Below are 11,980 nucleotides of genomic sequence, written 5' to 3'. Positions count from 1 at the left end.
CAGGCCAGAGGCAAATTGAAACATTTGTACCCTGAAATTTGATGCAGTCAAGGTACTAGTGGGAGTTTATCCAATTATTCGCGCAATCTAAAGGGGGTTGGAGGGATTGATTAGCTGGATAGAGTCAGACTGTTGGGAAACTCCTATTAATTCCATCTTAGGAGCAAGCGACAGGCATGCAACTTCTGCACAATGAAGAGGAATATTCACTGACCTGTTAAAGCAAGCCGCAGACACAAATACAGAGCAGCGATTCTCCGGCTAACGGGGGATTCGCTGCTCTGCTGTGTTTAGACAGTTTCTAAATTAACAAAAACCGGTACATGCTTAGAAAAAACCGCTTTGGGGACATCCCCTGGTTCATGCCCAAGATCAACCCGTCCCAGCTAGCCCTCAGCCGATTCGGCCTTAGGCGCATCGACTTTGGAAGCATCGACCTTGGGAGAATCGGGCTTGGAGCTGCCGGCCCGGGTTCGGCGGAGCCGCTTGACCGGATGACTCCGGCTGCGCGTACCCGTCTTCATCAGGGCGATGCTGAAGATGCTGGATGGCTTCGCTTCTGCAGTCACCGTGCCGTCCGGCTCCGGCACCAATATGATGCCGAGCTGATGGTGATCGCCATCATAGATCGCACGCTGCAGGTATTTGCTCTCCCCTTCGCGGTTCTGCACCTCCAGCTTGCAGAACGCCGGGTTCATGCGCAGCGCCTCATGCAGCTGCTCCACTTCGGTCAACAGGACCCCGTTGACCTTCAGCAGGATCTCGCCGGGCAGGATGCCCAGCTCCTGCGCGGGACTGCCCGGCAGCACGGCCAGCACCTTGCGGCCGCGCTGCGGATGCACGAAGATGGGACTGATACTGCGCTCTTCCAGAGCGCTGTACCAGGAGAGCCCTTCGTGCAGCAGGATCGCTGCCAATGCCGCGAGCAGCGTCAGCGGGCTCCACCAGGCGGCAAGCAGGCTGAGGCCCATCAGGACGATGCTGTAGATCAGCAGCCGTCCTGATGTGCGGGCCGCCTTGCGCCCGGGCAGCAGGCCCTGCGTCATCTCGCTGAAGCCGATGATGACGGGCAGGGAGACCAGCCCCATGCCGCCGCCCAGCAGCGGCTGCCAGGGCAGCTCTGCAGCTCCCGCACCGGCGGGAACCAGCAGGAACAGCGGCAGCGGCCAGAAGGCCTGCAGCTGGTAGCCGCCGACAACCTTGCCCCGTTTGCCGGCCAGGAAAAGCGGGGTCGCGAGAGCCGGCCCCTGCCAGCGGGCCAGCAGTGCTTCCGCCAGGTGCAGCAAGCCAGCCAGCACCAGAAGCGCGGGAATATCCATGTCCCGCACAGCGCCAGCGATATTTTGAACAAAACCGTTTCCGAAAGGATCCGGAAAAAAGGACATTACGAACTGTATAATACCCAAAACACCAATCGAATAGGCAAAACAGAGATAGCGAACCCGGAACAGCATCAGCAGCAGGCTGACGATCCAGATGCAGGTCACCATCGTCCCCGTCAAGGATATTCCGAGCAGCACCGCTACCAGTGACACGCCGAGCCCCATCACCAATCCGCTCCACACCGTACGCCAGGTCTCCTGCCCCCAGCTGTGCAGCTTCACATGAATCAATCTCCGCTCCAGCGCCACCTGCCTGCGGTAATACAGCATAATGAACACAACAGCGATATAGTAATAGGGCTGGATCAGCAAATGCAACAAAGCATTGCCCCAGCTCCCTAACCATTCCAGCAGCACATCCAAAACTTTCGTCACACTCCTTTTCGTCCGGTGTATTCAATTAAAGGGAAAAGTTGGCCTTAATTATTCCGAAAGTGGAAGAACTCCATAACTAGAGGAAAAGTCACCCGCTAATAAACTCAATTTAACCCAAAAGAGGCCCTAACGATAAAATTAGCGGGTAAAATCCCCCTTATGTGTCCAACATTCCATATTTCGATGAATTTAGTGGTGCATTTTCCCTTTATCTCTCAAGCCCGCGATTGGCAGCACCTGAGCCCGGTTCTAACACGAAACATCCACTCTTTTAAATGTTTAGAATTCAAAAGAAAAAAAGAAGGCTGGGATCAGCCTTCTTACTTGTTCGACGCTCCCGCCGTTATTTCCTTCTGAACCTCTGCAATTCCTCTGTTCCGCTGGTTGTCATTAACCGGGTCCTGAATGGATTTGATCAAAGCCGCCTCCAGCGCTTCTGCCGTTTTGGCATCAATGCTGCCGGTCACAGGAAGTTTGGCGGTGCTTTGGAACTTCTTCACCGCGTTTTTGGTTTCGGTGTCGAAATAACCGTCTTTGCGGCCCGGCTTATAACCCAGCCCGTTCAGCATGGTTTGTGCATTTTTTACATCCGTGCTGTTCATGTTGTATTGCAGGGTGACACTTTTGTTAATCGGTGCTACGGAAAAGTAATCCGGCTGGGCCACTGCAATATCCGGCTTAATTCCTTTGCCGTGAATCCAGGTGCCATCCGGGGTCAGCCATTTGGCAATCGTAATCTTCAGCAGGCTGCCGTCTCCAAGCTGCTTGTCGAAGCTGGTCTGTACCGTGCCCTTGCCGAACGAATTCTCTCCAATCAGCTTCGCTCCCGCCGACTGCTGCAAGGCACCGGCCAGAATCTCCGAAGCGCTTGCGCTCCCCTTGTTCATAAGGACTACAACCGGATAAGGTTTGCTTGAACCTTTGGAGGTGCTGACTTCACGCTGCTTGTTCTTATCCTCAACCTGTACAATGGCTTTGCCCTTCGGCACGAACTGTTCAGCCATTTCAATGACGACCGGAAGCACACCGCCCGGATCATTGCGGACATCAATCACAAGCCCCTTCATGCCCTTTTTCTCCAGCTTCTCCAGTTCTTCCGCGAAGCGTTCACCGGTATTCATGGAGAACTGGGTCACTTCAATAACGCCGACACCGTCTTTCTCCATGCTGGCGTACACTGTCTCCAGCTTCACATCATCACGCGTGATCACATATTCCAGCGGTTCCACAGAACCGGCACGCTGGATTCGCAAGGTGGCCTTGCTTCCTTTGGGACCGCGTATTTTGGATACGGCCATATTCAGCTCCAGGCCTTCCAGTGATTCTCCGTTGACGGACAGAATGATATCCTTGGCCTGAATACCGGATTTCTCCGCCGGAGAACCCTTGATTGGCGAGACTACAACAACCTTGCCATTCTCCGAAGAGACTTCCGCACCGATTCCGGTGAAGGAACCTTCTATGCTCTCCTCGAACTTCTCAGCCGTTTCTTTGCCCATATAGTTGGAATAGGGATCGCCCAGGGCTTCCATCATCCCGTTGACAGCGCCGTCAATCAGCTTGTCCCGATCGACCGCTTCCACATAATTGCTCTCTATCAGATCCAAAGCGGTTCCGAGCTTCTTGGATTCCTTGGCTCCCAGGCCGCTGCTCTGCACCATCGGGGCTGCCCCTTCTCCGGCGGCCTGTCCGAATACATTGACATAACCGGTCACGCCCAAAGTCAGAATGCTGCCGCACAGCAGGGCGGCGACAATCATAAACGCCGCTGTGCTCTTTTTTAACATGATGTTCCCACCGTCCCTTCTTGTCCATCTTGCCATTTCATCCGTCCGTCCTGGAAGGAACGGTATCTCTTCCAGTATATGCCGTAAACGCAATTAATATTTATGAGCGTATAAATTTAGAGATAAGGCATAGGGTTGACCGTCTTGCCGTCAACCCGTACTTCGAAATGAAGATGGGGTCCGGTCGAACGTCCGGTTGATCCGGATTCGGCAATCACCTGGCCACGCTCCACCCGGTCGCCGACGTTCACGCGGATACCACCCTGACGGATATGTCCGTAAAGCGTCCAGACGCCGCCGCCATGATCAATAATGACACAATAGCCGTAACCGCTCCACCATTCGGCAACCAGAACCGTTCCGCTGTCAGCGGCATGAATGCTTGTCCCCTGCGGAACCGCAAAGTCCACACCGGTATGCATCTTGCCAACCTCACCCGTAACCGGATGTGTCCGCGGACCATAGCCGGATGAGACCCGCGCCGAGCCTACAGGCAGCAGGAAAGGTCCATCACCGCCGGAGTATGCCGGCACACTGGGGCTGGAGCTTCGTCCGGAGGAGGCTACGCGCTTGGCTGCAGCCGCCTTGCGGGCCGCTTCCGCTTTGGCAGCGGCAGCTTTGGCTGCTGCGGCTTTGCGGGCTGCTTCTTCCGCCTTCAATTGATCTTTTTTCTTCTCCAGCAAAGAGCGGTTACTGGCAAGCTGCACAAGTTTGGCATTCTGCTCTTCACTGATATCATCCGTGACCCGGATTTCCTTATCATAATACGCGATAAGCTGCTGCTTCTCGGCTTCTTTGTCTTTCAGCACACTGCGCTGGGATTCCAGATCTGTGTATAGCTCCTTCGCCTGGGCATATTGCCCTTCAAGCTGCTTCTTCTTGTCGATGACTGTCTGCTTGTCCACTTTATGCTGCACCAGCAGGTCCTGATCCTGATTCACAATCGTCTTGAGCGAATCGGCACGGTCCAGGAAGTCCGTAAAGCTGCTGGAGGAGAGCAGCACATCCAAATAGGAGACTGCCCCGTCTGTATACATCAGCCGTACCCGCGATTCCAGCAGCTTCTCCCGGGAAGCTACACGCGCCTCTGCATCCGCCAGTTCCGTAGCGGTCACATTCAGCGATTCCTCGGTGGCGGAGATTTTGCTCGAGGTGGTGCTCATTTCTCCTTTGACAAGAGCAATCTGATCCAGAACATACTCCAGATTAAGCGTCGTCTTGTTCTTATAGTGCTGGGCTTCCTGATTACGCGAGGCCGCTTTCTCCTGCTGCGCCTTGGCATTCTTCACCTCTTGCTGCAGCTTTTGAAGCTGCTTGTCGATGTCTGCGACGGTACTTTTTTTGGCAAATCCGTCAGAGGGCCCGAACATAGTGGCGACCAGCAACAAAGCGGCTAATCCGGCGGCAATCTTTTTCAACTCGCACTCCCCATCCTTTATCCTGAATAATAACCTGAGTAATAAATAAGTTCAGTTCTACACCTTCAAAAATTTGCGAATGGATACGGTACTTCCCCAGACGCCGATCAGTACACCAAGTCCCACCAGCAAACCGCAGAGCAGCAGCCAGATGTCACCAAAAGGGATAAGGCTCAGGCCCAGCATGGGATCTCCCTGCACCGAGCGCTCCAGACCGCTATACCCTATATATAATGTAACGGATGTAACCAGCGAACCGATTAATCCAATCAGTGCCCCTTCTATAAAAAACGGCCAGCGAATAAAATAATTGGTCGCTCCCACCAGCTTCATAATTCCAATTTCCTTGCGCCGGGCGAGAATCGTTACACGGATTGTATTGGAGATCAGGAACATCGACATCAGCGCCAGCCCTGCCACAAAAATAAATCCGATATTCCGCACCGTACGCGTAACCTTGAACAATGTTTCAATCGAACCTTTGCCATAATTGACCTTGTAAATCGGCTGTTCCGTGTGGGTCTTGTTGAGCGCTTGAATCTTCTCGGCCACGAACGGCACCGTTGTCGGCTGAATCACTTCCACCACCAGCTTGTCCGGCAGCGGATTGTTGTCCTTGTCGAACCCTTCAAGCAGTCCTGCGGCGTCCTCGCCCATATCTTCGCGGAACTCCTTCAGCCCCTGCTCTTTGGAGACAAATTCGATCTTGCTCACTTCCGGCATCCCGCCGATTTCATTCTCCAAGACTTCACGCATCTTCTGCTCGGTGTTCAGAGCCAGATGTACATTGATCTGTACCTGACTGTCGGCTTTATCCGCTATCGCATTAACATTAAGCACCAGCAGTATAAACACACCCAATACAAAAAGGGATACGACGATGGACGTAATGGAAGCCACCGACATCCACCCATTGCGGAATACGTTTTTGAAGCCTTCCCGCACATGCCGCAAGAAGGTTTTAAAACTCATAACCATATTCCCCTCTCACTTGGTCTCTCACGATGTTGCCGTTCTCAATAGCCAGCACCCGTTTGCGCATTTTGTTCACAATATCCCGGTTGTGGGTCGCCATAACGATCGTGGTCCCGCGAAAATTAATCTCATCCAGCAGCTGCATGATGTCCCAGGAGGTCTCGGGGTCCAGGTTACCGGTCGGCTCGTCCGCAATAATTACGGAAGGATTGTTGACGATGGCCCGGGCAATGGCAATCCGCTGCTGCTCTCCGCCTGAGAGCTGCGAGGGCTCACGGTTCGCCTTGCTGCGCAGCCCGACCAGATCCAGAACTTCATTCACACGTTTCTTGATGACCTTCTTCGGGGCTTCAATCACTTCCATCGCAAATGCAACATTCTCAAAGGCCGTCATTTTCGGCAGCAGCCGGAAATCCTGGAACACGACGCCGATATTGCGGCGGACGTAAGGGATTTTGCGCGGTTTCAGCTTGCCTATGTTGAATCCGCCCACCGAGATTTGTCCTTTGGTCGGAGATTCTTCTCTATAAATTAATTTCATGAAAGTGGATTTACCTGCGCCGGACGGTCCGACAATATACACGAATTCGTTGCGGTCGATTTTGACGGAGACTCCTTGCAACGCATGGGTGCCGTTAGGGTACGTCTTCCACACATCCTGCATTTCGATCATTTCTATCACTTCCCGATTCTGACATTTTATGCCTGGAGCGTTTCGACAACGTCCAGCGTAAGGTTCCATAAACTGCATGATTACCGCAACGTATCTATTGTAACAAATCCGTAACCGCTTGAGTACCCGAAAGTTTTACGTTCACCGCACATATACATTAATACATCACCCAAACCGCCACTGGAAGGAGCTCCTACATGAAAAAAATTCACGCCGCCCTGATTGTGGTCATCAGTCTTATCCTGGCCGGTTCCCTTGTTGCCGGAGGGCTTCATTTATATGCCGGGCAGCCCACCTTGCCCGAAGGAACCCGGCTCGCCGGCTGGGAGGTCGGGGGAATGGACTACGGTGAAGTCCGTTCCGGACTGGAGCAGCGCCTTGTTGCCCTGGAATCGCTCCGCCTTACGCTTACGGCAAAGGGTGCTTCTCAGCTGACACTGACACTTAAGGAGGCGGGGCTGCGCTATTCGGCCGATTCTTTTGTACAAGGCCTGAGCCGTCTAACCGAAGGCAGCCTGCTGGACCGGGTGAACGCCCGCAGGAACTTTCCGCGCAGCTGGGAAATCGAAGGCCGGATGGATTGGAAGCCGCTCAAGCAGCAGCTTAGCCCGGATTGGGAAAAAAAGGCGTTTGGTACACCCGTAGACGCTACCAGACGGATCACGGAGGATGACCGTGTTCTATATTCCCCGGGCACCACGGCTTACGCCGTCGACTGGAACGCGCTGGAGACAGCCCTTCAGGCAGCGCTGCCGACCGGCTTCAGCCGTCTGGAGACGCTTGCTGGGCAGGGCCTCGCCCTGGAGATCCCTCTGGTTGTCCTGCAGCCGGATGTTACCCTGCAGGCGCTGAAGGAACAGGGGGTCGAGCGGAAAATCACTCAATTCAGCACCTCCCTGGGCGCAAGCGGCCCCGGACGGACCTACAACGTAGAGGCTGCAGCCAAAGCCGTTGACGGAACCATCCTCCCGCCGGAAGGGATCTTTGATTACGGCAAGGCTATTGAAAAAGCCAAAACGGACTACGGCTTCCGGGAAGCGCCGGTTATTGTCAGCGGCAAGCTCCAGCCTGGGATAGGCGGAGGCATCTGCCAAGTGTCGAGCACGCTGTACAATGCCGCACTGCGTTCGGGCCTGGAGATTGTAGAGCGGCGTAATCACTCCCTGCCGGTCAGTTATCTGCCCAAAGGCCAGGACGCCACCTTTGCCGAAGGTTATATTAATTTCCGGTTCCGCAACACTACCGGCAAATATCTTATGATCAAGGCTGCGGTTCAAGGCCGTTCCTTGACCATCAAGCTGTTCGGCACCTTCCCCCGCAATGTCTCTTATACGGTAGAGTCGAAGACTGTCAAGGTGCTGCCGCCGGAAGACAAAATCATCCGCGATGCTTCTATGGCTCCGGGAAGCTCCAGAATACTGCAGAACGGCAAAACCGGCTATGTGATCGATACCTATTTAATCCGGCTCGTTGACGGCAAACCCGTTGAGAAGACAAAGCTCTCCCGCGATACCTACCTTGCGCAGAAACGCCTGGTTGCGGCCAATCAAGCCGCTTCCCGCCGCTCCCCTGTGCCGGAAGCCACAGAACGGCCGCTGCTGGAGGATGGTGTGCGGCCATAAAAACAGCCGGACCTGCTTGGAGGTCCGGCTGTTTTTAGAGCTTTTACATACGGATGACGATTGATGCCGTCACAATTTACGCTGGGGGGGTACAGTAGTATAAGACTGTTATTTTAGAAAGGGTGAACTTTATGACTACCGCTCTAGTAAACAGGCTGGCTGGCCTTATGCGTACTGCCCCGGCTGTCTATGCCTCCCGCACCTGCCGTGAGACTTTGCGCGTTATGTTCCAGCATCCCGAATCGAAATGCCTTGTCGTATGCAATGCCGCAAATGAACCGCTGGGTCTGCTGATGAGCGAACCTTTCTTCCTGCGGGCTACCGGCAGGCTCGGAAGAGATATGTTCTACACCGAGCCTGTCACGAAGCAGATGAATGCACAGCCGCTGATTGTTGACCTGTCCGCACCGCTTGATTCCGTACTCTCCGCAGCCCTGAACCGTCCTGATTCACTCCGTAGCGATGCCCTCATCCTTACCCGCAGCGGCAAATATGCCGGTGTCGTCTACCCTTCCGATCTGCTCCGCTGCCAGCAGTAGAGCCTTTTCCCTGCCTAGAAAAGCGCATCCGGGGACATGTCAATTCTCCAGTATCCGCTTACCTTTTTCAGCTTCACCGTAACGGTGTCAATCACAGTCTGATCTTTATGCGGTACGCTCAGCTCGTAAACAGCTGTCGTTGCATTTTTGGAGATCATTCTGGCAGTCGCCTGTTCATAAGCCAGCGAATTTCCGATATCGTTGTTCACCTGCGCCATACGCCCGTTCTGCTCCAGGAACTGGGTTTGCGCATAAAACGCTGCTGCGTTATGGGTGAACGCTTTTTTTATGTAATTCAGCAGTTGCGGTTTGGTTCCAATATCATTGGACAAATAACGAAACTCCTGTCCTTTGTACATAAACAGCTCCGGTTGGTATACGATCCCCCCGTTATTGGCATACGTATAAATCTTTTTGGCATGGACCACGAGCGGAATGATGCTTCTGACTGTCAAATTATTGATCGTTGCCGGACCTTCCTTGCCTGGAGCCGACACCGCCACCGTTCTATACGTTGTGCTTGCTGCAGCCGGCGATGCCATTGCGGCACTTCCTGCAGATACTAATCCCAGCGATAGTGCCAGTGCACCGATCATTACCTTGTTGTTCTTCATGAATATCCTCCTCTTTCCATTTCCAGACGATAGGCACATTAAGACCTTACGGTACCCCGTAAGCTAAAATACCCAATACAGGGCAGGATGAAAACTCCGGAACGGTTAATCCTGCATAAAAAAAGCCATCAACACGTCCAGGGCCTGATTATTTGGAACTATATTACAAAACGGTCCTGTTTCTGCGCTCAAACCGCATATCGCATTTGGAATAGGCGATATGCTATGATTTGAGCGAAAGGGGATGAATACAAATGGCATTAATAGAATGCAAGTTCTACTCGGAAGTGCTTGGACTAAATACATCGATGACCGTCATTTTACCTCAGCAAACCACAACACAGATCGGAATGAGCAACGTAGCCCGCGGCACGCTTCATCCTGTACTGTATCTGCTGCACGGCTTGTCCGATGATGATTCGATCTGGCTGCGCCGCACCTCCATTGAGCGTTATGTGGCGGAGCTCGGAATTGCCGTTGTGATGCCGCAGGTACACCGCAGCTTTTATACGGATATGGCGGCAGGCGGCCAATACTGGACGTTCATCAGCGAGGAGCTTCCGGCACTGGCCCGCTCCTTTTTTCCGCTGTCTGCCAAACGCGAGGATACCTTTGTCGCCGGGCTTTCGATGGGCGGGTATGGAGCGGTCAAGCTGGGGCTGCGCAAGCCGGAGACTTTTGCTGCAGCCGCAAGCTTATCGGGGGCGCTTGATATGGCGCATCATTTCATGAACTGGGGCGACCCGGCCAGCAGAAGCAAGGAATACGACTTGATTTTTGGGCCCGGGGATATCTCCGGCACGCCTGATGATCTGCTCTGGCTGCTGCAGGAAGTTGACCGGTCCAAGGGGCCCAAGCCGGCCCTCTACCAATGCTGCGGAACCGAGGATTTCCTGTATGCGGACAACCTGACCTTCCGTGACGCCTGCCGCAAGACCTCGTTGTCACTAACGTATGAGGAAGGCCCGGGCGCCCATGAATGGGGCTATTGGGACACTAAAATTCAGGCTATACTGGCTTGGCTGCCCTTAAAGAAATAGGTCCATACCAAAAACAGCAACCCTGATGACAGGAGTTGCTGCTTTTGAGTCTGAAGCAAACCCTGGGGGCTGCTCCATCGTATATTCCGTCCTAATGCCTTACCTTATATCAAGGCTTCTCCGTGCTGCACTACCCACTCATTCGCCGCACGCAAGGAAGCTTCAGCCCGTTCGATGGCAGCCTTCACCTGAACGGTGGCCGTTCCGCCATAAACATTCCGTGCATTCACTACCGCTTCCGGCTGCAATACCGCGTAGATCTGATCGTCGAACAGCGGGGAGAACTGCTTGAATTCATCCAGCGTCAAGTCGAGCAGAAATTTGCCCTCATTGATGCAGTAGAGTACCGTTTTGCCGATCACTTCATGCGCCTGGCGGAAAGGAAGCCCTTTGCCGACCAGGAAGTCGGCGATGTCGGTAGCGTTGGAGAAGTCGGTATTCACCGCCTCGCGCATCCGGCCCTTGTTCACCTTCATCGTGGTAATCATCGGTGCGAACAGCTGCAGTGCTCCAGTCAGCGTGGTCACGGTGTCGAACATCCCTTCCTTATCTTCCTGCATATCCTTGTTGTAGGCCAGCGGAAGCGACTTGAGGACGGTCAAGAGGCCGATCAGGTTGCCGTAGACCCGGCCGGTTTTGCCGCGGACCAGTTCCGGCACATCCGGGTTCTTCTTCTGCGGCATGATGCTGCTGCCCGTGCAGAAGGCATCATCCAGCTCGATGAAGCTGAACTCGGTGCTGCTCCAGAGCACCAGCTCTTCGCTGAGCCGGGACAAATGGGTCATGACGAGCGCAGCATTCGCCAGGAATTCCACAATGAAGTCACGGTCGCTGACTGCGTCAAGGCTGTTCTCATATACGCTGTCGAAGCCAAGCTGCTCGGCCACCAAATGGCGGTCAATGGGGAACGTCGTTCCCGCCAAAGCCCCGGCGCCGAGCGGCAGTACGTTGATACGCTTGTAGCTGTCCGTCAGGCGCTCCGCATCGCGGCGGAACATCGAGACATAGGCCAGCAAGTGGTGGGCGAACAGAATCGGCTGGGCACGCTGCAAATGCGTATAGCCCGGAATGATCGTCTCCACATTGTCCTTGGCCTGCTCAATCAGCGATTCCTGCAGTTCATGCAGCAGTCCGACCAGTTCCACCACACGATTGCGCAAATACAAGTGCATGTCTGTGGCCACCTGATCGTTGCGGCTGCGTCCGGTGTGCAGCTTGCCGCCTACCGGACCGATTTCCTCAATCAGGTGTTTCTCAATATTCATATGAATGTCTTCATCGGATACGGAGAACTCCACCTCACCTGCGCGTACCTTTTCAAGTACCTTGTTCAGTCCTGCCTTGATCGTCTCCACGTCTTCCTGCGGCAGAATCCCGCATTTGCCCAGCATAGTCACATGCGCCAGACTTCCCTGCACATCTTCCTCGGCCAGCGCTTTATCAAAACCAATGGATGCCGTATATTCCTCCACCAGCTTGTTTGTTCCCTTCGTAAACCGTCCACCCCACAGCTTGCTCACCTGTCGACTCCTCCTTTAGGACGCCAGAGGGCCGC

Annotated in this window: 10 protein-coding genes; 3 read left to right on the top strand and 7 right to left on the bottom strand. The window is 54.1% G+C overall.

Annotated features, from left to right (window positions below):
- Positions 1–386: 386 nt before the first annotated feature.
- From IEY53_RS17980 to ftsE, 5 genes are all read right to left on the bottom strand, one after another.
- Positions 387–1,757, bottom strand: coding sequence for a PDZ domain-containing protein (locus IEY53_RS17980; RefSeq protein ID WP_229696213.1), 1,371 nt, complete (start codon positions 1,755–1,757; stop codon positions 387–389).
- A gap of 320 nt (positions 1,758–2,077) precedes the next feature.
- A complete protein-coding gene (locus IEY53_RS17975) occupies positions 2,078–3,544 on the bottom strand; it encodes a S41 family peptidase (RefSeq protein ID WP_189027322.1) in 1,467 nt (488 codons plus the stop codon).
- Positions 3,545–3,660: 116 nt separating this feature from the next.
- Entirely contained in the window at positions 3,661–4,962 is a 1,302-nt protein-coding gene (locus tag IEY53_RS17970) for a murein hydrolase activator EnvC family protein (protein ID WP_189027320.1), read from the bottom strand.
- Positions 4,963–5,019: 57 nt separating this feature from the next.
- Complete coding sequence (gene ftsX, locus IEY53_RS17965) at positions 5,020–5,934, bottom strand: permease-like cell division protein FtsX (RefSeq protein WP_189027318.1); 915 nt, start codon at positions 5,932–5,934, stop codon at positions 5,020–5,022.
- Positions 5,924–6,610 carry a cell division ATP-binding protein FtsE gene (gene ftsE, locus IEY53_RS17960; protein ID WP_189027316.1) on the bottom strand — a complete coding sequence of 229 codons (687 nt, stop codon included), beginning with the start codon at positions 6,608–6,610 and terminating at the stop codon, positions 5,924–5,926. Before ftsE ends, ftsX begins: the two co-directional genes overlap by 11 nt.
- Before the next feature lie 197 nt (positions 6,611–6,807).
- On the opposite strand from ftsE, the gene IEY53_RS17955 reads away from it, so the two are divergent.
- Positions 6,808–8,232, top strand: a complete 1,425-nt coding sequence (locus IEY53_RS17955; RefSeq protein WP_189027314.1) for a VanW family protein — start codon at positions 6,808–6,810, stop codon at positions 8,230–8,232.
- A gap of 131 nt (positions 8,233–8,363) precedes the next feature.
- On the top strand, positions 8,364–8,771 hold the full coding sequence (locus IEY53_RS17950; RefSeq protein ID WP_189027312.1) for a CBS domain-containing protein: 408 nt from the start codon (positions 8,364–8,366) through the stop codon (positions 8,769–8,771).
- 14 nt (positions 8,772–8,785) lie between these two features.
- Here the strand turns inward: IEY53_RS17950 and IEY53_RS17945 are convergent, their stop codons facing one another.
- Positions 8,786–9,385, bottom strand: a complete 600-nt coding sequence (locus IEY53_RS17945) for a DL-endopeptidase inhibitor IseA family protein (RefSeq protein WP_189027310.1) — start codon at positions 9,383–9,385, stop codon at positions 8,786–8,788.
- Between the two features lie 254 nt (positions 9,386–9,639).
- Between IEY53_RS17945 and IEY53_RS17940 the strand changes: the two genes are divergently transcribed.
- The gene (locus IEY53_RS17940; protein WP_189027308.1) at positions 9,640–10,425 is read left to right on the top strand and encodes an alpha/beta hydrolase; all 786 of its coding nucleotides are present in this window, start codon (positions 9,640–9,642) and stop codon (positions 10,423–10,425) included.
- A 104-nt stretch (positions 10,426–10,529) separates the two neighbouring features.
- Here IEY53_RS17940 and argH read toward each other — a convergent pair whose 3' ends face one another.
- A complete protein-coding gene (gene argH, locus IEY53_RS17935; RefSeq protein WP_189027306.1) occupies positions 10,530–11,945 on the bottom strand; it encodes an argininosuccinate lyase in 1,416 nt (471 codons plus the stop codon).
- Between the last annotated feature and the right edge of the window lie 35 nt (positions 11,946–11,980).

Origin of the sequence: Paenibacillus albidus (genome assembly GCF_014644435.1) — a bacterium.
GTDB classification, from domain to species: Bacteria; Bacillota; Bacilli; order Paenibacillales; family Paenibacillaceae; genus Paenibacillus_AQ; species Paenibacillus_AQ albidus.
The sequence above is the reverse complement of the archived record's forward strand: the minus strand, read 5'-3'. Positions and strand labels throughout refer to the sequence as shown.

Excerpts from the sequence above, each read along its gene's own strand:
- IEY53_RS17975 (WP_189027322.1), bottom strand. The coding sequence starts at position 3,544 with ATGTTAAAAAAGAGCACAGCGGCGTTTATGATTGTCGCCGCCCTGCTG.
- ftsX (WP_189027318.1), bottom strand. The coding sequence starts at position 5,934 with ATGAGTTTTAAAACCTTCTTGCGGCATGTGCGGGAAGGCTTCAAAAAC.
- ftsE (WP_189027316.1), bottom strand. The coding sequence starts at position 6,610 with ATGATCGAAATGCAGGATGTGTGGAAGACGTACCCTAACGGCACCCAT.
- IEY53_RS17955 (WP_189027314.1), top strand. The coding sequence starts at position 6,808 with ATGAAAAAAATTCACGCCGCCCTGATTGTGGTCATCAGTCTTATCCTG.
- IEY53_RS17950 (WP_189027312.1), top strand. The coding sequence starts at position 8,364 with ATGACTACCGCTCTAGTAAACAGGCTGGCTGGCCTTATGCGTACTGCC.
- IEY53_RS17945 (WP_189027310.1), bottom strand. The coding sequence starts at position 9,385 with ATGAAGAACAACAAGGTAATGATCGGTGCACTGGCACTATCGCTGGGA.
- IEY53_RS17940 (WP_189027308.1), top strand. The coding sequence starts at position 9,640 with ATGGCATTAATAGAATGCAAGTTCTACTCGGAAGTGCTTGGACTAAAT.